General features: G+C 45.0%; 23 protein-coding genes. 10 read left to right on the top strand and 13 right to left on the bottom strand.

Features of this window, described 5'->3' with window-relative positions; genetic code table 11:
* Positions 1 to 71: 71 nt before the first annotated feature.
* A complete protein-coding gene (locus FEF09_RS04065; RefSeq protein WP_186774185.1) occupies positions 72 to 491 on the bottom strand; it encodes a DUF4783 domain-containing protein in 420 nt (139 codons plus the stop codon).
* A gap of 283 nt (positions 492 to 774) precedes the next feature.
* On the opposite strand from FEF09_RS04065, the gene gpmI reads away from it, so the two are divergent.
* From gpmI to uvrC, 3 genes are all read left to right on the top strand, one after another.
* Entirely contained in the window at positions 775 to 2298 is a 1524-nt protein-coding gene (gpmI, locus tag FEF09_RS04060; RefSeq protein ID WP_146303921.1) for a 2,3-bisphosphoglycerate-independent phosphoglycerate mutase, read from the top strand.
* Positions 2299 to 2532: 234 nt separating this feature from the next.
* The gene (locus FEF09_RS04055; RefSeq protein ID WP_146303920.1) at positions 2533 to 3105 is read left to right on the top strand and encodes a hypothetical protein; all 573 of its coding nucleotides are present in this window, start codon (positions 2533 to 2535) and stop codon (positions 3103 to 3105) included.
* Positions 3106 to 3120: 15 nt separating this feature from the next.
* Entirely contained in the window at positions 3121 to 4968 is a 1848-nt protein-coding gene (gene uvrC, locus FEF09_RS04050; protein ID WP_146303919.1) for an excinuclease ABC subunit UvrC, read from the top strand.
* A gap of 7 nt (positions 4969 to 4975) precedes the next feature.
* Here the strand turns inward: uvrC and FEF09_RS04045 are convergent, their stop codons facing one another.
* From FEF09_RS04045 to FEF09_RS04010, 8 genes are all read right to left on the bottom strand, one after another.
* Entirely contained in the window at positions 4976 to 5551 is a 576-nt protein-coding gene (locus FEF09_RS04045; RefSeq protein ID WP_186774184.1) for a DinB family protein, read from the bottom strand.
* 129 nt (positions 5552 to 5680) lie between these two features.
* Positions 5681 to 6730, bottom strand: coding sequence for a gliding motility protein GldN (gene gldN / locus FEF09_RS04040; RefSeq protein ID WP_089809994.1), 1050 nt, complete (start codon positions 6728 to 6730; stop codon positions 5681 to 5683).
* An 11-nt stretch (positions 6731 to 6741) separates the two neighbouring features.
* Complete coding sequence (gene gldM, locus FEF09_RS04035; RefSeq protein ID WP_146303917.1) at positions 6742 to 8265, bottom strand: gliding motility protein GldM; 1524 nt, start codon at positions 8263 to 8265, stop codon at positions 6742 to 6744.
* A gap of 59 nt (positions 8266 to 8324) precedes the next feature.
* The gene (gene gldL, locus FEF09_RS04030; protein ID WP_089809999.1) at positions 8325 to 9077 is read right to left on the bottom strand and encodes a gliding motility protein GldL; all 753 of its coding nucleotides are present in this window, start codon (positions 9075 to 9077) and stop codon (positions 8325 to 8327) included.
* 231 nt (positions 9078 to 9308) lie between these two features.
* The gene (locus tag FEF09_RS04025; RefSeq protein WP_261387321.1) at positions 9309 to 10607 is read right to left on the bottom strand and encodes an SUMF1/EgtB/PvdO family nonheme iron enzyme; all 1299 of its coding nucleotides are present in this window, start codon (positions 10605 to 10607) and stop codon (positions 9309 to 9311) included.
* Between the two features lie 470 nt (positions 10608 to 11077).
* Complete coding sequence (locus FEF09_RS04020; RefSeq protein ID WP_146303916.1) at positions 11078 to 13120, bottom strand: thioredoxin domain-containing protein; 2043 nt, start codon at positions 13118 to 13120, stop codon at positions 11078 to 11080.
* A gap of 138 nt (positions 13121 to 13258) precedes the next feature.
* Positions 13259 to 14050, bottom strand: a complete 792-nt coding sequence (locus FEF09_RS04015; RefSeq protein WP_146303915.1) for a uroporphyrinogen-III synthase — start codon at positions 14048 to 14050, stop codon at positions 13259 to 13261.
* A 42-nt stretch (positions 14051 to 14092) separates the two neighbouring features.
* A complete protein-coding gene (locus FEF09_RS04010) occupies positions 14093 to 15115 on the bottom strand; it encodes a DUF4271 domain-containing protein (protein ID WP_146303914.1) in 1023 nt (340 codons plus the stop codon).
* A gap of 261 nt (positions 15116 to 15376) precedes the next feature.
* Between FEF09_RS04010 and hemW the strand changes: the two genes are divergently transcribed.
* On the top strand, positions 15377 to 16501 hold the full coding sequence (gene hemW / locus FEF09_RS04005; protein WP_146303913.1) for a radical SAM family heme chaperone HemW: 1125 nt from the start codon (positions 15377 to 15379) through the stop codon (positions 16499 to 16501).
* 246 nt (positions 16502 to 16747) lie between these two features.
* Here the strand turns inward: hemW and FEF09_RS04000 are convergent, their stop codons facing one another.
* The 3 genes from FEF09_RS04000 to FEF09_RS03990 form a co-directional block, all read right to left on the bottom strand.
* On the bottom strand, positions 16748 to 17929 hold the full coding sequence (locus FEF09_RS04000) for an aldose epimerase family protein (protein WP_146303912.1): 1182 nt from the start codon (positions 17927 to 17929) through the stop codon (positions 16748 to 16750).
* A 133-nt stretch (positions 17930 to 18062) separates the two neighbouring features.
* Positions 18063 to 19037, bottom strand: a complete 975-nt coding sequence (locus tag FEF09_RS03995) for a deoxyhypusine synthase family protein (protein ID WP_146303911.1) — start codon at positions 19035 to 19037, stop codon at positions 18063 to 18065.
* Positions 19038 to 19161: 124 nt separating this feature from the next.
* Positions 19162 to 19680 carry a hypothetical protein gene (locus tag FEF09_RS03990; protein WP_146303910.1) on the bottom strand — a complete coding sequence of 173 codons (519 nt, stop codon included), beginning with the start codon at positions 19678 to 19680 and terminating at the stop codon, positions 19162 to 19164.
* A 457-nt stretch (positions 19681 to 20137) separates the two neighbouring features.
* Between FEF09_RS03990 and FEF09_RS03985 the strand changes: the two genes are divergently transcribed.
* The 6 genes from FEF09_RS03985 to FEF09_RS03960 all read left to right on the top strand — a co-directional run bounded on the left by FEF09_RS03985 (position 20138) and on the right by FEF09_RS03960 (position 25468).
* Positions 20138 to 20719, top strand: coding sequence for an ACP phosphodiesterase (locus FEF09_RS03985; protein ID WP_146303909.1), 582 nt, complete (start codon positions 20138 to 20140; stop codon positions 20717 to 20719).
* Positions 20720 to 20767: 48 nt separating this feature from the next.
* The gene (locus FEF09_RS03980; RefSeq protein ID WP_261387320.1) at positions 20768 to 21376 is read left to right on the top strand and encodes a DUF2911 domain-containing protein; all 609 of its coding nucleotides are present in this window, start codon (positions 20768 to 20770) and stop codon (positions 21374 to 21376) included.
* Positions 21377 to 21809: 433 nt separating this feature from the next.
* Positions 21810 to 22949 (top strand): cystathionine gamma-synthase, encoded by a 1140-nt coding sequence (locus FEF09_RS03975; protein ID WP_146303908.1) that lies wholly within the window; start codon positions 21810 to 21812, stop codon positions 22947 to 22949.
* Between the two features lie 396 nt (positions 22950 to 23345).
* Positions 23346 to 24119: a TIGR02757 family protein gene (locus FEF09_RS03970; protein WP_146303907.1), complete on the top strand. Its 774-nt coding sequence runs from the start codon at positions 23346 to 23348 to the stop codon at positions 24117 to 24119.
* Between the two features lie 13 nt (positions 24120 to 24132).
* The gene (locus FEF09_RS03965; RefSeq protein ID WP_146303906.1) at positions 24133 to 25095 is read left to right on the top strand and encodes a DUF6263 family protein; all 963 of its coding nucleotides are present in this window, start codon (positions 24133 to 24135) and stop codon (positions 25093 to 25095) included.
* Between the two features lie 46 nt (positions 25096 to 25141).
* Positions 25142 to 25468, top strand: a complete 327-nt coding sequence (locus FEF09_RS03960) for a hypothetical protein (RefSeq protein ID WP_146303905.1) — start codon at positions 25142 to 25144, stop codon at positions 25466 to 25468.
* A gap of 6 nt (positions 25469 to 25474) precedes the next feature.
* Here FEF09_RS03960 and FEF09_RS03955 read toward each other — a convergent pair whose 3' ends face one another.
* Positions 25475 to 26137: a sterol desaturase family protein gene (locus FEF09_RS03955; RefSeq protein ID WP_146303904.1), complete on the bottom strand. Its 663-nt coding sequence runs from the start codon at positions 26135 to 26137 to the stop codon at positions 25475 to 25477.
* Between the last annotated feature and the right edge of the window lie 438 nt (positions 26138 to 26575).

Below are 26575 nucleotides of genomic sequence, written 5' to 3'. Positions count from 1 at the left end.
AATCCCCCGAATATAAAAAAGTCCGGACGGAGCCGGACTTTTCAATATCAATCTTAACAATTCTTTATTTATTATTTATTCTCGAAGCGAAGCTCGTTCAGCACCATAGAACCGCCCTTCATCTGTAAAAAGAAGGAAGTACGATAAGCGCCTCCGGAGGTACCTACGTTGGCAATACCAACTCTGGAACCACCCTTGCTCTCCACCTGATGGATCAGCTCAAAGGTCTTCACCTGATTTTTTGAAAAGAAATCTTTCAGGATAATTTCTGCCTGTGCTTTGCTGTAAGAGTTTGATTTTCCAGCCATGCTGATTTCTACAGTGTTGTCAAGGTAGCGGGATAGTGCGCTTGCATCGCCTTGTTTGATCGCAGTCACCACATCTTCGAATGGGCCTCCTGCAGGAGCTTTCAAGTTAGCGGCTGACAGTGTAAATGCAGTGATAATGACGCCAAACAACACAACTCCAAGCCCATACAATAACTTTTTCATCGTCAGTATTTTATTAAGTAGTAAAGTTTTCATCATTATAGTAAAATGGGCTAAAACTATGCCAATTTGCAGGATGCCTTTTAAAATACAATCATCGTTGTATTGTACAGTGACTAATTAATGCGAATATATTAATATATATTTTTAGAATAAAACCTAAGTAAGACAAAGTTCTGTTACCCCTGTATGAATTTTGAAGGCATTTCAATAAGTTTGACGCGGTTTCGCGGATGCTTCATAACTTTAGCCTCCTTTACAGAACAAGAAAATTACAACCGGAAATATGGAAAAGAAAAGAGCCATTCTCATTATCATGGACGGATGGGGACAGGGACAGGTTCCTGCCGCTGATGCTATAGCGCATTCAAAAACGCCATTTGTGAGCAGTCTGTATGCAAAATACCCGCACAGTACACTGATTACCTGCGGTGAAGATGTTGGTCTGCCGGAAGGACAAATGGGTAACTCCGAAGTAGGACACCTGAACCTCGGTGCCGGACGTATCGTGTATCAGGAACTGCAGCGCATCAACGTAGCCATCCGCACAGGTGAACTTGCCGGTAACAAGGTATTGCAGGACACGCTCAGCTATGCAAAAGATAACGATAAGGCGCTTCACCTCATCGGTCTCGTAAGTGACGGTGGTGTACACTCCCATATCAACCACCTGAAAGCACTGACACAGATTGCAAAAGATAAAGGACTGACCAAAGTGTTCATTCACGCCTTCACCGATGGCCGTGACACTGATCCTAAAGGTGGTCTCAATTATATGGAAGATCTGGTAGCTCACCTCAAAACAACTGTAGGGGAAGTCGCCAGCATCACCGGCCGTTACTACGCAATGGACCGTGATAAACGCTGGGAACGTGTGAAACTTGCATATGATGCAATGGTACACGGTACCGGTACACCTACCCAGGACGTTGTAAACGCTATCAAAACTTCCTATGCAGAAGGTATAACAGATGAATTTATCAAGCCTATCGTTACCACTGATGCACAGCTGAATCCGATCGCTACAATCACAGAAGGGGATGCAGTACTCTGCTTTAACTTCCGTACTGACCGTTGCCGCGAAATCACACAGGCATTGACCCAACAGGCTTTCCCTGAATTCGGAATGAACCCGCTGGCACTGCACTACACTACTATGACCGAATATGACAAAACCTATAAGGGTGTACATGTTATATTCGAAAATGATAACCTGCAGAACACCATCGGCGAAGTACTGGAAGCAAACAACCGCAGCCAGATCCGTATCGCTGAAACAGAAAAATATCCGCACGTATCCTTCTTCTTCTCCGGTGGACGTGAGAAAGAATTTCAGGGTGAACGCCGTCTGATCGTTGCTTCTCCAAAAGTAGCCACTTACGACCTGCAACCTGAAATGAGCGCTTACGAAGTTACCAACACCATCGTACCTGAAATTGAAAGCAAATCAGCTGATTTCATCTGTCTGAACTTTGCCAACGCTGACATGGTTGGACACACCGGTATATGGGAAGCTGCTATCAAAGCAGTAGAAACAGTAGATACCTGCGTAGAGAAGGTAATAACTGCAGCGCTGAAAAGCGATTATACCGTATTCCTTACGGCTGACCACGGTAATGCTGATTTCATGATCAACAACGATGGTACGCCGAATACTGCACATACCACTAACCTTGTACCTTATTTCATTGTCAGCAATGAATTCAAGGGTGCGGTAAAACCGGGTAAACTGGGTGACGTTGCTCCAACCATTCTGACGCTGATGGGTCTCTCCATCCCGAAAGAAATGACCGGCAACATTCTGATCTAAGTAGTATATCTCATTGATAGAAAAGCTGTCCGCCACAAGGCGTGACAGCTTTTTTTTTATATTATTTCAATGCTGTAACTATTCGCGTAGATAATACGTTTTACGTTTTTTAGTGCTCTCGACAGATTTGCTCATGCATTAGATGCGCCGTCTTTACGGCGCATTAACTTTTTTATATGGTTTGCTTTCAGACAGATGCGCGGCGCATTAAAGCATCTTCCCTAAATTTGCAGAATGGATCATCGTTTTTCATGGATACTGATGGCCGTTGCTACTCTCTGCGCCTCCTGCAGTAACAGTAACGGAGGGCAACAAGGCAAGGCACTGGCTTACAGGGATCTTAAAGGGTATTTTCAGGAAGAACTGAATACTATCTCTACGGATAGACCTACATTCCAAAAGACAATCGTCATGAATGGACAAAGGGACAGCATCACCATTGCCACCCCTGATTCCGCCCAGCTGCAACACCTGCTGGCCCCTTTCCTCGACATAGACCTGAATAAACCCTCCCTCAGAGGCGCATATGATACCATCCTGCTGGCCGACCAGTTCTCCGGTACCCATTCCCTCATGTACAAGGCAAGAAATGCTGCCACCGTACCTCAGGAAGTGATCATGGATATTGACAACCAGCAGCATATTACCAACGTGCAGATGAATAAGCATGTGAAAAACCTGGTATATGAATACCAGCAAAACCTGGTGTACCAGCATAACAAACATATCCGCGTCGTGACCTGGCAGAAGATCGCTTTTCTGCCCGCAAGGGAACTGGATGTGAAAGTCTTTTTCGCACACCCCTAACTGATTTCTTAGAACATGACAGCAGCGGAGTTTCAACAGATATCACATACTATACCCCTTCAGCCAGGTATTTACAAGTATTACAGTGAAGCAGGCGAACTGCTTTATGTAGGAAAAGCTAAAAGCCTGCGCAAAAGGGTCAGCTCTTATTTCGTAAAAAATCATGATAACTACAAGACCCGTAAACTTGTAGAAAACATCCACCATATTGAATTTACTATAGTTGGCTCTGAACAGGATGCTTTCCTGCTGGAAAACTCACTGATCAAACAGTTCCAGCCTAAATTCAATATCAACCTGAAAGACGATAAAACCTACCCGTACATCGTCATCAAACATGAATCATTTCCCCGCGTATTCCTGACCCGTAATATCATCAAAGACGGTTCTGAATACCTCGGGCCCTTCACCTCCGTAGGCCGCGTACGCGAACTGCTGGAAGTGATCAGATATAACATTCCTTTGCGTACCTGCAACCTGAACCTTTCTCCGCAGAATGTCGCCAAAGGAAAGTATAAAGTCTGTCTGGAATATCATCTGGGCAACTGCAAGGGCCCCTGCGAAGGATTACAGACAGAAGAAGATTACAGAGAAGGGCTGCAACAGGTCAAAAACATCCTGCGCGGCAACCTGTCGCCCGTTTTACAACTGTTCCGCACACAGATGCAGGAACACGCCATGAACATGGAATTTGAAAAAGCGGAGATCGTCAGGAAGAAAATAGAAAGTTTACAGGCTTATCAGAGTAAGTCCACCATCGTAGGCACCCGTGTTGGTAACGTCGATGTCTTCTCTATTATCAGTGAAGGTAATTACGCATATGTCAACTACCTCCGTGTACTGAACGGCACCATTGCCGATACCAAAACCGTTACACTGGAAAAGAAACTCGAGGAAGACGATACAGAAGTACTGACCTATGCGGTCGGCTACCTCCGTGATGCATTCCAGAGTCTTGCCCGCGAAATCATTGTTCCGCTGGAAATAGAGTATCCGGAAGAACATGTTACCATCTCTGTACCTAAAGGTGGTGACAAGAAGAAACTACTGGAGCTCTCCGAAAAGAACGTCAACTACTTTAAGGAGGAACTCTACAGGAAAAAGATCCTGCATCTGGAAGGAAAAAGCGATCTGGAGAAAAAGAAAGTGCTGTACCAGTTGCAGGCTGACCTCGAACTACAGGAGTTACCTTTACACATTGAGTGTTTCGATAACTCGAACTTTCAGGGAGCCTATCCGGTTTCGGCCTGTGTAGTTTTCAAGGATGGCATTGCTTCCAAAAAAGACTATCGCCACTTCAATATCAAAACGGTACAGGGTATTAACGACTTTGCCTCCATGAAAGAAGTGGTATACCGCCGTTATAGCCGCTTACTGGCTGAACAACAGCCCTTGCCGCAACTGGTGATTATAGATGGAGGTAAAGGACAGCTGGGCTCTGCTATGGAAAGCATCCGGGAACTGGATCTTATCGGAAGTATGACAGTGGTAGGGCTGGCGAAGAACGAAGAAGAGATCTTTTTTCCGGGAGATAAAGACAGTATTAAACTACCCTACGACAGCGAAAGTCTGAAGCTGATCCGCCGGGTCCGTGATGAAGTACACCGTTTCGGTATCACCTTCCATCGCCAGAAACGCAGTAAAGGCACTTTTAAGAACGAATTAGAGGCTATTAAGGGAATTGGTGAGAATACAGCTACCCAGCTACTGAAAACCTTCCGTTCAGTCGCTAAAATCAAATTATTATCTGAGGATGATCTTGTAAAAGAAATAGGAGCAGCCAAGGCCCGTCTCGTATACGCACATTTCCATCCTGCTACAGGAGAAACAGGCCCTGTTACCGGCGCTGACAGCAATAGCTAGCGTTACATTATGCCTTTGCCCGTAACGCCTGTGCCATATGCCGTTGTTCGTGCGCAATCACGAAGCGGAACGTATCTCCCAATGAGAATTTAAGCCAGCTACCCAATGTGGTGCCTATTTTTATTTGCTGCAGGTTCACCAGTTTCGCGCGGTCCAGCAGCGTCTTCATCTTTTCCTGCCATTCAATAAATTCATTGACAACCTTCCCGGCATCCAGATCAGTCAGCGGACGGTATGCTTTCGGCGCCTGCATCTTCATACCGGGCCGGCCATCTGCCTTTGGCAACATCATATTCGTAAAGTAGTTACCCAGCCAACCACTTTTAAAGGTAGGTGAAGGGGCAGGAGGAAGGCTGCCGGACAGTTTCCCCTGTATGGCATTTTCTATTGCCGGTATATAAAAACGGGCATATGCATTCAGGTGATCCAGACATTGGGCGACACTCCATTTTCCCGGCGCCGGTTGCCGTAGCAAAGTCTCAGCGGAGGCGTTTAAAAATTGATGACGGGCAGTCTGCTGCAGTTCTTCTGCCTGACGACGTAGCTGGTCAAGCAGGGTGGGGGTTTCAAATATCAGGGACATAAGCGTGGTGATTGTTACAAAACAAAGGTAGGCAGGGGCGGGCAGGGGAGAAATGAGATAAGTCATGTAAAAGAAAAAGGGTCTGCCATATGGCAAACCCTTTTTCAGTTTTTTTATCCTGCGAGCAGATTAGTACTGCCACATATCTTGTTCTTTGTTAAAGATCTTATCCTTGATCGCCTGACCTTCCAGGAGACGCATGGTACCATCTTTAATGTATTCTTTGATCTCGCGGTTATAAGTATTGTTTTCCTTGATAATGAAGCTGGAGAAGAAACGCATTTCGAAAAGGTCTTCCCAACTCATTGTAGCCGCATCGTTATTCTGGTTGTAAACATCAAATTTAGCCAGTACAGGACGCAGATCAGGATAATATACCCAGAACAGCGGGATAGCAGCACGGAAGGAACCGTCTTCGTTCATACGGGATACCATCGGAGCGATACCCAGGATACGAACTTTCAGTGCAGAGGCCTCTTTATCGAATACCCAGATTTCTTTGATTTTGTACTGAACAACAGTACGTGGGTCAAATTCATCACGGGTAGTGACCATTTTCTCCTCACCGGTTACAGGGTCGATACTACGTACAGTTTTCTCTTCACCACTCAGTTTGTTCTGAACTTCAGAGAAAGGAATGATGGTAGTGAACCTGTCATCGATAGGGCTGAAAGCCTGCACTTCGCCGGACTTAACCGCGTTGAGCAGAATGTTTATGAACAGCTGGTTGGTACCAGTTTCATCCTCAACATTGTACTGGAAAGGAAGGTTCATCTTTTCACGGGTGTCGATCACCTGCCATATCTTCTTTTCCCAGAACTCATCGTCTGAGCGGATATGGTCATAAGGAATAGGCACACGGTCTTTGATAAAGTTCTTTTCAGAAATGCCATCCGTACGCAGGGATTTGCGTGGAGTATCTACAACTGGCACTCCTACGCCATCCTGGCGAAGGGAGGCAGGTTCAGCACCTTGCGGTTGCTGAGGGGGTGCAGATACTGCATTGCCGGTAGCGGGATTGACAACAGAACCATCAGCAGGTGTTGTATTCTCAGATGGGGTAGACTCGGTACGACGTGTCGTACGACGGCGACCACCGCCCTGAGCGTTTGCCTCAGCTGCCAGGAATACCAGCAGCATAGCGCACAAACCGATTCTGTTAAGGATGACTGCTCGCATAGAAAATAATATTAGTTAATCTTGAAATTGACGTTACTCATATCTCTCACTCTTCCATCCGGACCTTTTACGCGGATGTTGTCGAAGTATACGATATCGCCAGCTCTCAGGGAGCGGATAACAGGCATCACGCTGTTAGGGAAGTATGCAGAGTTAGCTTCGCCTTCTGCATAGTCTTTACCTTTTGCATCGATACCAATACGATAGCTTACAACTTCGTATCTAACACCCTCGAACAGGAAGTCTTCCAGATCAGCGCGGAGACCGCCCTGTACTTTGAACTCAGCAGCCTTCATGAAAGGGCCTTTGCTCATACCAACCTTCAGGACTGGATCAGGAATGTATTTGATACGGAATTCTTTACCCGCCATGCTCTTACCGTTAGCAACAACACCGATGGTAGCTGTACCTGGTTTGGTAACTGTTACAGAGAATTTACCTGCACCAGTTTTAGTTATAGTACCGTTGTTGATGCTTGCAGCTACCTGCTCAGCAGGAACACCAGCAGCAGAGATAGAGATCGGGTTTTGCAGACCGATGTACAGTACGTTCATCTTGTCAGCAGAGATTGAAGTGGTAGAAGCACCTACAGTGTATGGCTCATTGAAAGGGAATGTTTCAGTTTCACCATTTGGTCTCTTCAGTGTTACTGTACCGGATAAAGTTTTTTCACCCAGACCACTTACGTTCATTTTATAGCTACCCAGACCATCAGTTGCTGTAACGGCAGAACCGTTTACAACGATCTCAGGATTTACTGTGCTGCTATAAGCACCTACCGCTACCTGAGCAACCAGTTCCTGACCTTCCATCAGGTTCTTGGAGTTCAGAGATACGAAAGGCTTGATTTTATCGAATTTGAACTCGTTAGCGCCGATCTGTTTGAACAGATAATCAACGATACTTGATTCAGAGTTCTTTACGTCGTTCTGAAATTTACTCAGGATGGTAACAGCTGCAACAGTAGGTACCATGTTGAAGTGGTAAGAAGTCCATGTTGCATTTTTAGGACCGTGACCACCATGAGATTTACCAACTTCAATACGCAGTGGTAAGCTCTTTTCGAAATCTGCTGCTACTTTGCTATCAACAAATGAGAGCAATTTTGCACGCAGTTCAGTCAGCTTTTTCTCAAGTTCAGCACCTTTCTTCTGATTCTCCATCACACGGGTAGGAGCATCAAGGTTGTCTTTACTTTTAATTTCGCCATCTTCTGTCAGACCACCAGCTTCTCTGATGATGGTTGCTTTCAGTGTATCGATATAAACGAACATCTCAGAAGAGATTGCTTTTACCTGATCAGCTTTTTCTTTCAGAGGACCGACCTTTCCCGGGTCGTTGCTCATCTGTTTTGTAAACTGGTCGTATGTAATCGCGTTCTTACTTGTGATAGACGCGTTCGAAGTTATAATTGAATCGTTTACTATATTAAATGCGTTCAATATCTCAGCAGAGACGTTCAATGCCAGCATGGCCGTTAAGACCAGATACATGATATTGATCATCTTCTGCCTGGGATCTTTAGGTAGTGCCATAGTTTGTTCTCAGGTTTGAATGATTGTCTGTTGTTAATTCAAAAACTATTAGCGATACCTTATCTCGCACTCTGCATAGCGCTGAGCATGTTACCGTATACGGTGTTCAGGCTGGTCAGGTTGTGAGCCAGTTTAGAGATCTGATCCTGAGTTTTACGAGCATCGTCCACGCTGCTGGTCATTGCCTGAGAAACATTCAGCAGATTGCTATAGAAGTTGTTCATAGCTTTCAGGTGATTGTTAGTGTCCTGCAGTTCCAGTTCATAGATAGCATTCAGGGAAGCCAGGTTTTTGGTCATACCCTGCATTTGCTCGTGGAAGCTTCTTGTAGACTCGGAAGCACTGTTGAAAGAAGATACAGCTGAAGCAGCAGTAGTGTAAGCGTGCGCTACGCTACCAATTGCAGTAGCAGCTTCTCTTGTTTTTTGTGTGTAATCGCCTGTAGCGGCAACTACATCACTGATATCCCGCATTTTATCTACTGTGGAACCTAATTTCTGGAAGTTCTCGCTCAGACGCTGTAAGCTTACCGGAGTGATGTCAGCTTCTTCGAGCATTTTATCCAGACCAGCCAGAGCAGGGCTACCACCAGCAACAACTGCTACAGTAGCAGGAGCCGCATCGTGACCACCGCTATCCGGTACGAATGCATAAACGAAGAAGATCAGCGCTTCTGTGCTCAAACCAACGATCAGGGCGATATCAGCGCCTGGCCAGTGTTGAAGTTTAAAAAGCGCACCGATAATTACTACAGATGCCGCGACACAAACAAAGAAATTAAGCCATTTCGATGTAGTAGGATTCATAGCCATAGGTCAAAATTTACTGGTTAAAGTGTTAAAGGTTAAATTGTTGTTATGGAATAGTTGTTGCTCAACGATGATTTGCGGTTTCCCAATGTACTTCATACGGTTTCTCATATCAACTTGTTTTAGTTTGATGTTCTCACACATGCCCGTCCCAAAGGCATACAGGTTTATTCCTGTCTCTTCGATACTGCCTGTTCTCATTCTCATCTATCCGTAATGCTGTTACTATAATTGTTACCTGTGACCAAAATCGTTTTTAGAACGGCTCAGGAAGGCAATCGTACATCTGAATCCAATGTAGGATTTAGCACTATCCTGATACTCGTAAGAACGTGTACCTGTCTGGAGGAAATATCCGATATCTTTCCAGGAACCGCCTCTTACTGCCTTACGTTTCATTTTTGGAACTGCATTGTCCGGTACGTCCATACGCAGATAAGGGTTCATATCAGACGTGAAGGAGTATGCGTTCTCATAGTAAATATCCTGTGTCCACTCAGCTACGTTACCTGACATGTTATATAAACCGTAGTCGTTTGGCCAGTAAGCATCCGCTCTTACAGTGTAGAAACCACCGTCCTCAGGATAGTTACCACGACCTGGTTTAAAGTTAGCCAGCAAGCAACCTTTCTTGTTACGAATGTAGTAACCACCCCATGGGTAAGGCGTTTGCTCTCTACCACCACGTGCAGCGTACTCCCATTGCGCTTCTGAAGGCAACTGGAATTTATCTTCTGTAAATAATTTCTTAGATATACGGTAGTCTTCCCAGAACTTACTACGCCATTCAGCGAAGGCGTTTGCCTGGTGCCAGGTCACACCCACAACCGGATAGTTGTCGAATGCCGGGTGCCAGAAGTACATCCTCGTCATCGGCTCGTTGTAAGCATAAGAGAAGTCACGGATCCAGCACAATGTGTCAGGATAAATCGCAACATCCTTCTTTACAATGAACTTCGAACGGGATACATTCGCGTTCTCACGCTTCTTTGCCTGCTCCCAGTTGAAAGTCTCAGCATGGTAAACCAGCTTACGTACGTCAAACTCCTTACGACCATACAAACGGTCTTCTGGTGCATATGTCATACCTTCCAGCTGATCCATGGTGGATTTGTCCCGGTAGTTTACTTTTTTCTTCCAGTCGATATAGTCTTCACCACCATCATTCTTCACATATCCTAACATCACGTGGGCAATGGAGTCTGTCACCCACTGTACAAACTGCCTGTACTCGTTATTTGTGATCTCCGTAGCATCCATGTAGAAACCGGAGATTGAAATAGACTTGTTACGGGCGGTGTACGCGTAGTTCAAATCTTCATCGCTCGGTCCCATGTGAAAAGTACCAGACGGTACATACACCATTCCATAAGGTACGGGCGGGAAATACTTAGGTCTAGGACTTACGCCGATTAGCTGTCCTTGCGCGTTTTTGGGGGTCTTACTACCACCACAGCTGGCGAGCAGACTAACCAGCAATACTGCTGCTAACAGACCACTTGAAAAATTAAGCTTCATAAGGGTAGCTTTCATTGAAAATCATTTATTTCGTAGGCGACGCAGTGCACATTGGCCATAATGCTACTGAGGATGTCGCTAAGTTCTGAAACATGGCCTTTAGTCTCGCCGATCTCTCCGGTCGGACCGTTTACCAACGAGCCCCTCACACTTAATGACCCTAAAGTTGTTAAGGGCAACTTCAGAAATTTCGCGGTTGTTATACTTGTTGGTTTCAATTTTTTGAATTCATTCCCGTTGGAAACACATTATCTCTTCAAAGTCAGCACTTACCCTTCTGATAGTCTATCCCACACTATTAAGCAAGATAACAAATGTAACGATTAATTTTAATCCGTAGTTAGTTTTTACCCAACTTTTTCATGCCCGATAAGGGACGTGTGACAATTAAAATAAACGTACTTTTTAACATTTTATTATATCTTCTCAAAATCATTTTTCCGTGTGCTTTTTACACAGATATGGTCATGCAAGATACATAAATATTATTTTAAATTAATTATTTCCTCTATATAATTAACTGGCTTAATACAATGATAATGCTCACAGACGTATATAAGTGTTTGCCCTGGCCGTTCTCGCTGTTCCAGCAGCGGCAGACCGGGTTGATCGGTTGCTGCTCCTAACATTACTTTAAACGGAATATAATGCCTGTTAGTATCCTGCATCCTGGATTTATATTCGGCCCCCACAACCGCGATCTCCCGTACCCCTATTACCTGTTGTAATAACACACCAGCCCATACCCCAAATGAAGTGGAATACCTGACCGCCGTCTGTGACTGCCCCGCCAGCATCGTAATGCCACGATCAGACCAGTCCTTCCTGTCATAAACAACTGATAGATAAAGCAGGTTAGCCGCCATTACAGCATTGCCACTAGGTGTGGCGCCATCATATACTTCCTTCTTACGTACGATAACATCCGTCTGTCCGGCTTCCGTATAGTAAAAATAAATGCCCCCTTCGTCCGAAAAATTATTCACTACATACTCCGTCAGCTCTTTCGCCTTCCCCAACCACTCCGAATCGCCGGTCACTTCCTGCAAAGCGATTAAAGCGCGTACCATCCACGCGTAGTCATCCAGAAACGCCGGATATTTTGCTACGCCGGCCTTAAATGTATGAAAAAAAGACTGTTTATCAGTGTTTTGTAAGTGCTCAAGGCAAAAATTCATCGCATTCACCCCCATCTCCCGGTACCGCTCAACGCCAGACGCTGCATATGCCTTACAACACGCATGTATCATCAGCGCGTTCCAGCCCAGAATGATCTTGTCATCCAGCCCCGGACGGATCCTTTTTGCCCTCACCGCCATCAGCTTTTCCCGGCTGACTGCCAGACTACGTTCCAGTGCCTCCACTGTGATTCCCTGCTCCGCAGCAAATACCGCAGCAGGCTTCGTAATCCATAATATATTGGTCTCTTCCCAGTTGCCCTCTTCCGTCACATCATAAAATGCACAAAACAAAGCGGCATCTGCACCAAGAATCTGTTCAATTTCTTCTTTACTCCAGGTATAGAACTTTCCTTCCACACCCTCTGAATCTGCATCCAGCGCACTGTAAAAACCACTACCGGTACCAGTCATCTCCCTTTCAATAAAACTCAGGGTATCAGCAATCGTCTTCGCATACAACTCATTGCCTGTCAACTGATATGCTTCGCTCATCACATCCACCAGCAACGCATTGTCATACAGCATCTTCTCAAAGTGAGGAGCCAGCCATTTTGCATCTGTGCTGTATCTGGCAAACCCTCCGCCCAGCTGATCGTAAATACCACCCTGAATCATTTTATCCAGCGACAGCAGCGCCTGTTCCAGCGCCTTCGGCTCGTTGAAGCTATGGTGATATCTTAACAGGTATTGAATGATAAAAGTTCCGGGAAATTTCGGCGCACTGCCAAAGCCACCCCATACTTTATCCCCCTGCTGCATCATATTATTGAAAATCGTCTCACACTGCGCTTTCGTAAATAGCTCTTCCACCGGGATCAGCTCCTGTCCGGCCATCTTTCCGCTAAAACCGGAAGCCTGTACCAGATGATCACGCATGTTCTGCGCCTGTGTTTCCAGATCCTCCCGGCGCTCTTTGAATGCCTGTGATAATGCAAGCAACACATCCGTCCATGAAGGTCTGTTAAATGCCTTCACAGGAGGGTAGTAGGTCCCACCGTAAAAAGGCAGTTTATCAGGTGTCAGGAAAACGTTCAGCGGCCATCCGCCGGAACCCGTCATCGTCTGTACCGCATCCATGTAAATGTGATCCAGATCAGGACGTTCTTCCCGGTCTATCTTTATGTTAATAAAATGCTCGTTCATGATACGCGCAGTCTCTTCATGCTCGAAGCTCTCCCGCTCCATAACATGACACCAGTGGCAGGCGGCGTATCCAATGCTGACTAATATAGGTTTGTCTTCGGCTTTTGCCCTTTGCAGCGCCTCTTCCCCCCAGGGATACCAATCTACAGGGTTGTGTGCGTGCTGCAGCAGGTAAGGACTGGTTTCTTTCGCTAATCTGTTCACAGTGAATGGTTATTCTGTTATCACCTACGCAATTTTGGTCTATCTCTAATCTTAACGGTAATTCATCACTACCCCAAATATAAGAAGGGACAGCTTTCGCCGTCCCTTTCTGTGTAATATTTTACCGTGATTTTCGTGTTATTTTTTGTTTATCGTTGCCAGATACTGTTCCAGCGCGGCCACCATGGAAGGAGCCTGAGGAGCAGGAGCCTTTACATCCAGACGTAAACCGGCCTCTTCAACAGCTGCTGAGGTAGTAGGTCCGAAAGCACCGATACGGGTACCGTTCTGCTCAAACTTCGGAACATTCTCAAACAGCGATTTTACACCATAAGGACTGAAGAAAACAATCATGTCATATTCGGTTGCCGTCAGTATTTCCTTCACATCATTGGAGACAGTCTTGTACAAGGTAGCCGTAGCGTATTCACATTTGTTGGTTTTTAACCACTCTTCGATATCCTTACGCTGACTATCCGAACTTGGGAACAGGAATTTCTCATTGTCCCTGTGCTTGTTCATCACTTCCAGCAAACTCTTCGTTGAGCCGTCAGCACCATAAAATACTTTACGTTTCCGGTACAGGATGAATTTCTGCAGATACAAAGCAATCGCCTCCGTGATACAGAAATACTTACAGTCCTGGGAGACCTTAATTTTCATTTCCTCACAGATCCTGAAAAAGTGATCCACTGCATTGCGGCTGGTAAAAATTACAGCCGTAAAGTTCGGGATGTCTATTTTCTGCTTCCTGAACTCTTTTGCGGACAGTCCCTCCACCCTTATAAACGGATAAAAATCCAATTTAACATTGAATTTTTTAGCTAGTTCAAAGTAAGGTGATTTTTCTGTTTCAGGCTTAGGTTGGGAAATTAGAATTGTCTGAATGTGCTTTGCTTGCAAATCTTTTTTTGGCCCGCCTTTAATCATACGTTTTTTTGCTCTTGTGTTAACAATAGGCAGTTTTAATAATCAGAGACCACCAGTTAACGCGACCAGCAACACCTTAGTTATTATTAGAACCGGCGCTACTTCGAATGCGCAAAGGTAAAGAAAAAAATGCAATCTGCTGAAAGATAAGTATTGTTTTACCACTGAATAGGACCGGATATAGCGATATGCAACGAGTAAAACAATAAATGCTACAGACATATACATGAAGGGTTTTGACCATTCAGGCTTACAGAATGCCAGTATTACAAGGAAAGGCACCAGTAAAATACCCAGTATTTTGTTGATAAGATACAAGATGAAAATGTAGGCATCCGCCAGTTCTGAACTCCCAAACAACCATCCGCAGAAACGTAACATCACATATTTCACGCTGTATATCACAGCCACCAGCAATATCAATCCCGGAATTGCCATCCATGCGGTATTAGCAGGTATATACTGCTGACGGTACATCAGCAGGTACAGATATAAAGCCAGACTGATCACAAAAAAGCCGTTCAACAAAAAGTTAGGGAACGGAGACTGTGATAACTGATCTTTCAGCTGTCTCTGGCTGAGCGTCGGATTCATAAATGCCCTAAACAGATCGGAGAAATATTTCAGGTAGCTCAATCTGATAATACCCAGCAATAACACAACGCCCGCCATCACATATACCAGCCAGTCCAGATCTTCATAAACGCGTATTTTGTTGACATCCAGCCGGGTAGGTTTATCACTTTTCAGGAAAATATTGGTCGCTGCCAGTTTTTTCAGATACAGATCATACGTCGTTTCCTTCGGTAAAGGTACAGCCGCCAGCTGCTGCGTACTATCAGCTGCTGCCTTTGCCGCACTGTCAGCAGTGACAACAGCTGCAGCCGGTACTGCAGGTTTTGCAGTAACCGCAGGTGCAGTAGTAGTACTTACCGGAGCAGCCGGTGTAGCAGGTTTTAATACACTTGCAGGCGCACTTACACCCGCACTGTCTTTTTTAATCACCGGTGCCTTCTTCTTCACAGGCTTTACTGTGGTATCCCGGGTGGTAGCTTGTACCTTCACAGGAGCGTTTTGCACAGCAGGAGCCGGCTTCGCGGAACTATCCGTCTGAGCCGCCAAACGTAAACAGGGTAGAATGAACAGAAACAATAACCAGCGTCGCACCGTGAATATTTTTTAATGCAGTAATTTTGTCGTTTGCAAAGATATAAAAATAGTCCATGGTCACTAGATGATATACTATAGTTACCATATACTTATTTAAGCTATACTCAATTTATTTTCAGGGCTTACCGGTCTGTACCGGCATACTCTTTTTTTCAGATGGCAGGTATTTATCTACATATTCCGTTTTGTAAGCAGGCTTGTTACTATTGTAACTTCCATTTTTCTACTTCATTGTCGCAGCAACCAGCACTGGTGCAGCAACTTTTAAGGGAAATAGATTTACAGCACAATTATCTTTCCGGAGCACCGGTCAGCAGTATTTATTTCGGTGGTGGTACGCCAAGCATGCTTCCGCAGGCAGACATACAGCTGCTGCTCAATAAACTGCGCGACACCTTTCCCGTCAATCCTGATGCAGAGATTACTCTGGAAGCCAATCCGGATGATCTTTCCCCGGAAAAACTGGACGCCCTCCGCGCAGCAGGTATCAATCGCCTGAGTATTGGTATACAGTCCTTTCATGAACCGGATCTGCGCTGGATGAACCGCGCACATGACAGTCAACAGGCCTTACAATGCATCCACCATGCAAAAGCAGCCGGTTTTGACAATTTGACTATTGACCTGATATATGGCGGACCAACGCTTACCGACGAAGGATGGGCCGCCAATGTGCAACAGGCCATCGATCTGGGTGTACAACATCTTTCCTGCTATGCCCTGACGGTTGAACCCGGCACTGCATTGGACCAGTTTATCCGGAAAAAGAAAGTAGCTGCGGTTGACTCAGATAAAGCCGCACGTCATTTCGAGCAATTGATGCAATGGACGGCCAAAGCCGGCTATGAGCATTACGAGATATCCAACTTCGCCCTTCCCGGCTGGCATTCCCGGCACAACAGCAGTTACTGGCAGGGACAACCCTATCTGGGATTAGGCCCCTCCGCCCATTCTTTCAATGGCGACTCCCGCCAGTGGAACATTGCTAACAATGCATTGTATATCAAAAGTCTGCAGGAAGACAAGGTTCCTTTTGAACTGGAAGAGCTGACACCTGTCATGATGCTCAATGAGTACATTATGACTACCTTACGCACCTCGCAGGGCTGTATTCTTCCGGTAGTAGCTGAGCGTTTTGGCACTGACAAACGGGATATCCTGCTGAAAATGTCCCGCACTTTCATCGACAAAGGCTGGATGATACTCCGCAATGACACCCTGATCCTGACACCGGAAGGCCGTCTTTTTGCTGACGGTATTGCTTCAGACCTCTTTTTCTGAGTCTGTTTCCCCGATATAGATTCGTTGAATAACGTTACTACAAGCTGATTACATTGCTATTGCTTCGTCCATGAACGAGCGATTAACGGCACAATGAGCCTGTAGTAAGGGTGTAATGGCAGCACCTGAACAAATGGACAAAGTAACCCGACCCTGTAAGGGCAAAAAGCAAAGGGTGTCTGCCATACAGCAGACACCCTTATGCTTATATCTCTAAAAACTCCGGTCAGGAGCAGATGTAATCCACTAAGATTTCACCCCAAACTTATACACACAGGTAGAAGTATAAGTCTCTCCCGGTTTCAGTACTACTGATGGGAATGCAGGCTGATTCGGTGAATCAGGGAAGTGCTGTGTTTCCAGGCAGAACGCACCGCGGTGTACATAGCTCTTACCTTCTTTACCCTTGTCGGTACCATCCAAAAAGTTACCACCGTAGAACTGTACGCCAGGTTCAGTTGTCCATACTTCGAGAGTACGGCCACTTGTTGGCTCTTCTACAGTAGCTGCCAATGACAATTCTTTTCCTTTTTTGTTCAGTACATAGTTGTGATCATATCCTTTACCGAATTTCAGCTGTTCGAAATCAGCATCCACTCTTTCACCGATTTTGGTTGGTGTGGTAAAGTCCATCGGAGTACCTTTTACAGCCTGCAGTTTACCTGTCGGGATCAGGGTACTGTCAACCGGTGTAAACTTATCGGCATTGATATACATGATATGATCATTGATATCGCCATTACCAGCACCATGCAGGTTAAAGAAAGAGTGGTTGGTCAGGTTTACCACAGTTGCTTTATCGGTAGTGGCTTTATAATCGATCTTTACTTCGTTGCTGTCTGTCAGTTCGTAAGTCAGTGTGATATCCAGATTGCCCGGGTATCCTTCTTCACCATCTTTTGATACATAATGCAGTTTCAGGGTATAATCATTTGGCTGTTCGGCATCCCATACCACATCATTGAAACCCACTTTACCACCGTGCAGGTGATTGACACCGTTGTTGGTAGCGAGGGTATACTCTTTACCATCCACTTTGAACTTACCTTTGGCGATACGGTTACCATAACGACCAACGATACCGCCATAATATCTTTCCTTGGTGCTTACGTACTGAGCTGCGTTATCGTAACCCAGTTCTACGTCTGCCAGCTGTCCCTGTTTATCAGGGGCGAGGAGGCTTACGATCTTCGCGCCATAGTTGGTAATGGCTACCTGTATGTTTCCTTTTCCTTTCAGGTGATATAGTTTCACCTGTTTGCCATCGATGGTGGTATCAAATCTGGCGTCTGATATCTGGCCCTGAGAAAGACTGTCTTGTTTGGTACTCATACTATCTGCTGAATTATTATCGGTTTTTGTACCAGACTGGCAGGCGCTGAAACTAACTGCGGCCGCCACTGTTAATAGTGGAAATATGTTTTTCATTTTTGGAAGTTATAAGGGTACAATATACGCTTTTCGCATTAAAAGTAATACCCTTATAAAAGACAAAACGCCGAGCACCACAAAAATGTGGTGATCAGCGTTTGTCTTTGCATTTGCCTTGCGGCATCAGCACTTACCAGCCGAGCAGATAAGCAAATATGAGTGGAGCTACGATAGTAGCGTCAGATTCAACGATGAATTTTGGTGTGTTGATATCCAGTTTACCCCATGTGATCTTCTCGTTAGGTACAGCACCGGAGTAAGAACCATAAGAGGTAGTGGAGTCAGAGATCTGGCAGAAATAACCCCAGAAAGGTACATCATGCCATTCCAGATCCTGATACATCATTGGCACCACGCAGATCGGGAAGTCACCCGCGATACCGCCACCGATCTGGAAGAAGCCTACGCCTTTACCAGAAGAATTGTTACGGTACCAGTCTGCCAGCCATACCATGTACTCGATACCACTCTTCATGGTAGATGCTTTCAGTTCACCTTTGATGATGTAAGAAGCGAAGATGTTACCCATGGTGCTATCTTCCCATCCCGGTACAACGATCGGAATATTACGTTCAGCAGCAGCGAGCATCCAGCTATTCTTTGGATCGATCTCGTAGTGCTCTTTCATTACGCCGCTCAGCAGGAGTTTGTACATATACTCATGCGGGAAGTAACGTTCGCCTTTATCGTCAGCGTCTTTCCAGATTTTGTGGATATGTTCCTGTATACGGCGGAAAGCTTCTTCCTCCGGAATACAGGTATCAGTTACTCTGTTAAAACCATCCTGCAGCAGGTCCCATTCTTCCTGGGGGCTCAGGTCACGGTAGTTAGGAACCCTTTTGTAGTGTGTATGAGCTACCAGGTTCATGATATCTTCCTCCAGGTTAGCGCCTGTACAGGAGATGATATCTACTTTACCCTGGCGGATCATTTCCGCGAAGGAGATGCCCAACTCGGCAGTACTCATAGCACCTGCAAGAGATACCAGCATTTTACCGCCTTCCAGTAAATGTGTTTCATATCCCTTGGCAGCATCCACCAGTGCAGCCGCGTTAAAGTGGCGGTAGTGGTGCTGGATAAATTGAGAAATAGGCCCTTTATTCATGTCCGTTTAAATAGTTTAAAATCCCTAAGAACCGCAAAGGTAATGAATTAAAAAAAATAGCCCATAATAGCTGTCGCTACTATGGACTACCTTGACTATGGACTTTCAACTGATGAACTGATGTCTACACTTTTTTCAGGTGCTGGTGTACACTCATGTCGCCACCCGCGCTTGATTTAATCACTTTCCAGGTTTTGTCGCCTTCCAGTGTTACATAGTAAACGGTGTTACCATCGCTTTCGAATTCTACTACCCAGCGTACTTTTTCATTCGGGTAACGTTTTGCCAGTTTGTTGGTCACAGCCATTGGCAGATGTTCTTCTGCAATGTAGCGACGGGTAGCCAGCAGCGTACCTTCCTTGTCGAAGTAAGCAGTCACATTACGTTCTTTCAATGTGAATTTGGCCATAAACGTTTTGTTGTCTTCGCTATACCATTTCACATCTGAAGCGCCGGAAAATTCTTTGCTGAGTGCATTTTTCAACTTACTGCTTGCCTCCATTTCCTTGGTGGCTGCAAAGCTGAGCTGTGTACTGAAAAGAAGAGCGGCAACAAATAAAAGGAGCATGCTCCTGATACGGCCGAAAGACAGCCGTGTAGCACCCGCAGGTGCACTGAGGTTAATTGATTTGATCGGTTTCATGGCGGAAACTTTTTGGTTTGGTTTTGTGATGTAAAGGTACATGCAAGAATGGGGCGTGGTCAAATGCTTTGTGTTAAATGGAGACGCTAGATTAATTGGTAATTCGCATCTATAACAGAATCATATTCAACTTACCATGTCTTTTCATATACTTCCTTTGCCATACAGATGTTGCACTGAAACGACGATTGTTGCAAGCAGCCACGTTAAGCTTTTGTTAAACTGGACAGTGTAACGATGAGCGGTTAATATATACGGTTGAATGTCCTTATATGCCGTGTTATTTCATCATAAATAAGCCCTTTACAGGATCTCTTAAATCTTCTGCAATCCATTGCTAACAGTACATTTCATCTGTCGTAACCATTCTGTTAACAAGCTAATAATATTGTGTCATAACAACTGTTTCCCTGTATGCAAACGATGGCAGGTGCAAAGTTTATTTTATCTTCAGTATATGAACTACCTGGCCCACGCATATCTTTCTTTCAATGATCAGTCCCTGATAGTGGGCAATATGATAGCTGATTATGTGAAAGGCAAACACTGGCAGGAATACGATCCCGGTATTCAGCAAGGCATACAGCTGCATCGTGCAATTGACACCTTTACTGATACACATCCGGTGACACTGGCAGCCAGAGAATACTTTCAGGCATCCTGCGGACGATACAGTGCCGTCTTTATTGATATCGTTTATGATCATTTCCTTGCCACAGATACCAGCATTTTTACAGAACAATCTTTATCTGCTTTCACCCAACAGATATACCGTACTGTTGCACAGCAACATGAAATACTACCGCCTGTATTTCAGCAGGTTTTCCATCACATGAAGCAACATAACTGGTTGTATGGTTACCGGCTTATGGACGGTATTTATAAGAGCTTCAGCGGTATTGTACACCGGGCTAAATTCCTCGAAGTCACGGCTGATGCACCATTTGAAGTACTTAAACAGCATTACGGTGAACTGGCTGTTCATTACAAAACATTCTTTCCTGAATTGGTTGCATTCGTTAAAACATACCCGCATTAAATCGTAGGTTTGCACATATTTTGTAACAAACTGAATTGATAGCCAACAATGAAAAGTTTACTCCGCTTAATGCTGCTTATCGTTATAGCAGGTCTCACCAGCCTGACCACCAATGCCCAGGACAAAAAGATGCCGCCTCTTGATGCGAGCCCTATGGACATGGCATACTATCCAGTAATGTATCCCTATGTGGTGAAGGTGAAAGGCGAACCCGGCGCACTTGTAGCGCGTGTTATTTATAGCCGTCCGCAAAAGAAAGGCAGAAAGATCTTTGGTGAACTGGAAGCTTACGGCGAAATCTATCGTCTGGGCGCCAACGAGGCCACTGAAATAGAATTCTATCGTCCGGTGAATATTGGTGGTAAGAATATCCCTAAAGGCCGTTATACCATGTACGCGATATTAGGTGAACAGAAATGGACCATGATCGTGAACCGTGAAACTGATATCTGGGGCGCTTTCAAATATGATGAAAAGAAAGACGTGGCAAGAGCAGATGTACCTGTTGTAAAACTGAGCACACCAGTTGAACCATTCAGCATTGTATTCGAAAAAGCAGACTATGGCGCTAACCTCGTAGTAGCCTGGGATACTACCAGCGTAAGCCTGCCTATCAAATGGTCAGACAAAGCACCTGCTACCGGTAAAAAGAAATAACAAAAAGCAGTTCATATAAAAGTAAAGAGAGCGGGAGTATGCACTTCCGCTCTCTTTGTTTTTAGTAATAAAATAGGCGGTAAGACTACCGCCCACGAATTTTAACCATATCCTATGAAAAACCTTTTCAAATGTAGTTCGAATAACTGCGCGGAAACTACGGTTTCGGCTGAGTGAACAAATTTTGTTCGTGAAAGTGGCGATTTCATCCGTAAAGTGATTTTTAAAAGCGATAAAGGACAAAAACGGCCACCATGGCCCGTATTTATACTTCAGCCTGCATCTGCGTAGAAGTACTTATTTGTATTTTTTTGTATCTGATTTGATAGCTAAGACCTTGTATAAATAAAGGGGCGAACCGGCGCCGGAATGCCGGAATTAGTACCTTTGGAACTGTCGAATAGAATCGTCTAAATACTAAAATATTTCAGGAATGAAGCTGGGAACTAAACTTATACACGCAGGCGTTACCCCTGATCCTTCAACCGGGGCAATCATGACCCCGATTTTTCAGACATCCACGTATGTGCAGAACGCACCGGGAGATCATAAAGGATATGAATACGCCCGTACGCAAAACCCCACCCGTGATGCGTTACAGAATGCACTGGCTGCCATTGAAAATGGTAAATACGGTATTTCCTTCGGTAGTGGTCTGGCCGCTACTGATGCAGTCATGAAACTACTGCAACCCGGTGATGAAGTAATTGCCTCCAACGACCTTTATGGTGGCACGTATCGCATATTCACCAAAATATTTGAACGCTACGGCATTAAGTTCCATTTCATTGGCATGCAGGATGCAGAAAATATCCGGCAGTATGTCAACAAAAACACAAAACTGCTCTGGATAGAAACACCGACCAATCCGCTGCTGAATATCATCGATATTGCTGCCAGCGCAAAGATTGCAAAGGAAAACAAGCTGTTACTTTGTGTAGATAACACTTTCGCCTCTCCGTATCTGCAAAATCCACTGGATCTGGGTGCAGATATCGTTGTACACAGCGCGACCAAATACCTTGGTGGTCATAGCGATGTAGTACACGGCGCAATCGTTGTAAAAGAAGAAGAACTCGCGAAACAACTCTATTTCATACAAAACAGCTGTGGTGCGGTACCGGGTCCGCAGGACTGCTTCCTCGTATTACGCGGACTCAAAACCCTGCATGTACGTATGCAGCGCCATTGTGAAAATGGTGCGATCATCGCCCAATTCCTCCGCCAGCATCCGAAAGTGGCGAAAGTATACTGGTGTGGATTTGAAGACCATCCTAACCATCATATTGCCAAACAGCAGATGAGAGGCTTTGGAGGAATGATCTCCTTCACCCTGAAAGATGATAGTCAGGAAGCTGCCTTCAAAGTATTGAGTGGTACCCATCTGTTTTCTCTGGCAGAATCACTGGGAGGAGTGGAGTCGCTGATAGGACACCCGGCCAGTATGACCCATGCCTCCATCCCACGCGAAGAAAGAATCGCAAATGGGTTGGTAGACTCCCTCATCCGCCTGAGTGTAGGCATTGAGGATGCAGAAGACCTGATCGCCGATCTGTCCAAAGCAATCGGATAAGATAACAGGAGACCAATATTCCTGATGCAGGCACGAACGCCGTAGTACCTACGCGTTTGTGCCTGCATTTTTATTTTATGGTAAATTCAGCCATACTCTGCAATAACTGATTCACTGTCAGACGCCTGAAAAAGACAAAAAATGCATCCCGGGTCAACACTATGCGGCCTATAAATGTATAATTAACATGCTTTTAAATAATAAACCAATGAGTCTGGAAGCCTTGTTGACCGGTAATTACAACAAAAAATACTCACAAATACTCATTATCAATTAACTATAATATATAATCCGTTATCTATATAAATTGATATAGTATGAACATCTTTGCTTATTTTTCGGGCAGCCAGAGTAATGCACTCCCGACACAATCAGCACAAAACCGAGCAGACCATTATGAAATTTGACCAACTGAAGGCCTTTCTGGACGCAAAAACAGTACAATACAACCATCCTGACTTTATTCCAGGCGACCCGATAAGCATACCGCACAGATTTACCCAACTTCAGGATATTGAAATTTCAGGTTTATTCGCAGCCATACTGGCCTGGGGCAACCGAACCACGATCATCAATAAGTGCACGGAGCTCCTGAAGCTGATGGACAATGCCCCTTATGACTTCATCAAAAACCATAAGCCCAGAGAACGGATGAAACTCCTTCAGTTCTGCCACCGCACTTTCAACGGTGTGGACCTGATGTATTTTGTAGAGTTCCTGCAGGGATATTACAACGACATTACTTCTCTTGAATTCGCTTTCAGCGGGCATATTACACCAGAAGACGATACCATCGAAAACGCCCTGCGCGGATTCCACCACATGTTTTTCCTGCCGGAGCACCCGGAACGTACACGTAAGCATATTTCCACTCCTGCGAGAAATTCTGCCTGTAAAAGATTGAATATGTACCTTCGCTGGATGGTGAGAAAGGACGAAAATGGCGTGGATTTTGGATTATGGGAGCATATCCAGCCATCACAATTAGTATGTCCTGTGGATGTCCATGTAGGTAGAGTGGCCACCAGACTGGGTTTGATTCCCGCCGCAAAATCTGACTGGAAAACGGCGATCGCCCTTACCGAGCAACTCAGGCAGCTGGACCCACTGGACCCGGCGAAATACGACTTCGCATTGTTCGGCCTGGGAGTAATTGAAAAGTATGTTTAATAAATATAGCGCAATGATGAAGCGATTTTTGGTGTCAATGGCAATGGGCGCCGTGCTGGCACTTCCGGCAACAGCCCAGAATCAGGAAGAAAAAAGAGATTATGTAGACCTTGCCTACAATTTTCAGAAAGGCCAACAGTTTGAACTGAAACAGGAAAGCCGCAGCGAGACATACACGACCGTAGATGATATTATGCAACGTGTATCCCGCGATTTTAATAACAGTATCAGTATTCAGGTAGCAGATGTGAGCGACGGACACTTCTATCTCGAATTCAGGTATAAAGAACTGAAATTCAACTTCAACGCCAAAAATCAGAACATTCTGGTGGATGCCGGTGTTCCTAACGATAAAGAACCATTTCAGGCTGCACTAAAAAGTATCATAGACCATCCCTTCACTGTCGATATCTCGGGCTCCGGATTTATCAATAAAATCACCGGTCTGGATGAACTGCTGGATAAAGCCAGCGCTACCTTCTCCAGTCTGAAGGAAGATGAAAGAGAAGCATATAAGAAACTGATGAAAGACCAGTTTGGAACAGCCGCTTTCCGTACCTGGCTGGAACAATTACTGGTGATCTATCCGGTACGTAGTATCAAAACAGGTACCCGCTGGGAAGAAACCGTACCTATCCGCACAGGACTAGTCGGGGATATAGATCTTTACTGGAACCTGCAGACATGGGATGCCCAGACGGCCAAGATCTCCGGCACCGGTAAAGTACATACCAACAAAGTAGAGACTTTCACCATCGAAGATGGTATCACTGCTACCGCAGAAGTGGACGGCGATATCATGACCAATTATCTGATAGACCGTAACACAGGCTTACCAAGCATCTGTGCACAGAATACGGAAATGAATGGTACATACACCTATAAGGCCAACAAAGCCAAACGTATCAAGAAAGATATCAAGGTGCCGGTGAAGATAGTCACCAACTCCTCCTACAAGATCAAACAAATGAAATAATAAAGAAAAGGTCCGCTAATGGCGGACCTTTTTATTTTTGTGCTGTATGATGCAATTACTTCCGGAAACTGCCCAACAGATATCAGCTGATGCGGGTCTGCCAATGATCGCCGGTCTGACCTACGATCAACTGGAAGAAGCACTGGCTGAAAAGCTTGAACAGCTGATCAGTTCTGACTTTCAACAATTTGTGCTGCTGCTTTATAAGGTAGATGTGTCTGAATTCAGTATCCGGCAGGTACTGGAGGCTGACCTGACACCCGGTGTCTATAGAAAGATAGCTGCACTGCTGATAGAAAGGCAACAGGAAAAGATCCTTTCCCGTAAAAAATATAGCCAGCCTCCTCCCGATGACGGAGAGGAGAAATGGTAAACAGGATTATTTATTGAACATCAGTTCCCTTACTTTCTCCTTGTCTTCTTTTTCTTTTTCCAGATCAAAGCTGGTACCGAAGATATAGTCCCAGATACTCGAGCTTACACCGAATCCTTTCTCGTCACCTTTATAGTGATGCAGATGGTGATTACGCCATAAAGGCTTCAGGAACTTCGCCGGCGGATTCCATGCATGGATTGCATAGTGCATGCTGCCATATATCAGGTATCCCAGCATAAAACCGGGGAAGAACATAAAAGTGTACTCCCTGAGAAAAATATACTGCGCGCTGAAAATCACCGAAGCCAGAATCAGGCTCGGCACGGGCGGCATGAATAAACGTTGTTTGTCACGCGGGTATTCATGATGATTGCCATGCATAACATAGATGAATCGCCTTACTTTCGGATTCTCGCTACTGAAATGGAACAAATAGCGGTGCATCAGGTATTCAAATAAAGTCCAGAAAAACATTGCACCCAGAAAAATAGTAACCACGCGGGTAATACTGAATCCGAGTGTGTCGTAACTGTAAAATAGCATGTAACCGATGATGGGGATGTACATCGCCCAGATAACCAGGGGGTGTGTTTTGGTGAGCATCTCCAGATACCTGCTTTCAAATAATCTCGCCTGTCCCTTGTTCTTAATCTTATCAAACTTCATAACTCCTTTATTTAATGCAAATAAGTGCCTAAACGAATGACATGTTGGTTCTAAATCTGTCTTACTTATGCCGGAAAAAAATGCTCCCGCCAATATTATGCCGATCTTATCCATTTGGCGGGTATGTGAATATCTATTTGAGTCCATCAGGACACCTGAGGGGTAATTGGGGGGACTTAATGTCCGTTTGTCATGAGATGACACCGTAATTTATCGAATTTCCTTAAGCTACCTTCACAAATCCTCAGATAAATCTGCTTGTTATATTTATCCATATCAACCTTCAGCAGCATACACAAGATCATTTTAATTATCAGTACAAGACCAATCTGTCCCTGATAATAAACGCCAGTCACCACAATCTCCCCTATAATTATCCCGGGGATTTGTCCGGCAACAATCTATCCAATTAAGAACCGGGAACCGGGACGCAGGAAC

The organism is Chitinophaga pinensis (assembly GCF_007896845.1).
Taxonomy (GTDB): domain Bacteria; phylum Bacteroidota; class Bacteroidia; order Chitinophagales; family Chitinophagaceae; genus Chitinophaga; species Chitinophaga pinensis_C.
The sequence above is the reverse complement of the archived record's forward strand: the minus strand, read 5'-3'. Positions and strand labels throughout refer to the sequence as shown.

What these genes read in the sequence shown, in the direction of transcription:
- FEF09_RS04065 (WP_186774185.1), bottom strand. Translation starts at nt 491, where the DNA reads ATGAAAAAGTTATTGTATGGGCTTGGAGTTGTGTTGTTTGGCGTCATT.
- gpmI (WP_146303921.1), top strand. Translation starts at nt 775, where the DNA reads ATGGAAAAGAAAAGAGCCATTCTCATTATCATGGACGGATGGGGACAG.
- FEF09_RS04055 (WP_146303920.1), top strand. Translation starts at nt 2,533, where the DNA reads ATGGATCATCGTTTTTCATGGATACTGATGGCCGTTGCTACTCTCTGC.
- uvrC (WP_146303919.1), top strand. Translation starts at nt 3,121, where the DNA reads ATGACAGCAGCGGAGTTTCAACAGATATCACATACTATACCCCTTCAG.
- FEF09_RS04045 (WP_186774184.1), bottom strand. Translation starts at nt 5,551, where the DNA reads ATGTCCCTGATATTTGAAACCCCCACCCTGCTTGACCAGCTACGTCGT.
- gldN (WP_089809994.1), bottom strand. Translation starts at nt 6,730, where the DNA reads ATGCGAGCAGTCATCCTTAACAGAATCGGTTTGTGCGCTATGCTGCTG.
- gldM (WP_146303917.1), bottom strand. Translation starts at nt 8,265, where the DNA reads ATGGCACTACCTAAAGATCCCAGGCAGAAGATGATCAATATCATGTAT.
- gldL (WP_089809999.1), bottom strand. Translation starts at nt 9,077, where the DNA reads ATGGCTATGAATCCTACTACATCGAAATGGCTTAATTTCTTTGTTTGT.
- FEF09_RS04025 (WP_261387321.1), bottom strand. Translation starts at nt 10,607, where the DNA reads ATGAAAGCTACCCTTATGAAGCTTAATTTTTCAAGTGGTCTGTTAGCA.
- FEF09_RS04015 (WP_146303915.1), bottom strand. Translation starts at nt 14,050, where the DNA reads ATGATTAAAGGCGGGCCAAAAAAAGATTTGCAAGCAAAGCACATTCAG.
- hemW (WP_146303913.1), top strand. Translation starts at nt 15,377, where the DNA reads ATGGCAGGTATTTATCTACATATTCCGTTTTGTAAGCAGGCTTGTTAC.
- FEF09_RS04000 (WP_146303912.1), bottom strand. Translation starts at nt 17,929, where the DNA reads ATGAAAAACATATTTCCACTATTAACAGTGGCGGCCGCAGTTAGTTTC.
- FEF09_RS03995 (WP_146303911.1), bottom strand. Translation starts at nt 19,037, where the DNA reads ATGAATAAAGGGCCTATTTCTCAATTTATCCAGCACCACTACCGCCAC.
- FEF09_RS03990 (WP_146303910.1), bottom strand. Translation starts at nt 19,680, where the DNA reads ATGAAACCGATCAAATCAATTAACCTCAGTGCACCTGCGGGTGCTACA.
- FEF09_RS03985 (WP_146303909.1), top strand. Translation starts at nt 20,138, where the DNA reads ATGAACTACCTGGCCCACGCATATCTTTCTTTCAATGATCAGTCCCTG.
- FEF09_RS03980 (WP_261387320.1), top strand. Translation starts at nt 20,768, where the DNA reads ATGAAAAGTTTACTCCGCTTAATGCTGCTTATCGTTATAGCAGGTCTC.
- FEF09_RS03975 (WP_146303908.1), top strand. Translation starts at nt 21,810, where the DNA reads ATGAAGCTGGGAACTAAACTTATACACGCAGGCGTTACCCCTGATCCT.
- FEF09_RS03970 (WP_146303907.1), top strand. Translation starts at nt 23,346, where the DNA reads ATGAAATTTGACCAACTGAAGGCCTTTCTGGACGCAAAAACAGTACAA.
- FEF09_RS03965 (WP_146303906.1), top strand. Translation starts at nt 24,133, where the DNA reads ATGATGAAGCGATTTTTGGTGTCAATGGCAATGGGCGCCGTGCTGGCA.
- FEF09_RS03960 (WP_146303905.1), top strand. Translation starts at nt 25,142, where the DNA reads ATGATGCAATTACTTCCGGAAACTGCCCAACAGATATCAGCTGATGCG.
- FEF09_RS03955 (WP_146303904.1), bottom strand. Translation starts at nt 26,137, where the DNA reads ATGAAGTTTGATAAGATTAAGAACAAGGGACAGGCGAGATTATTTGAA.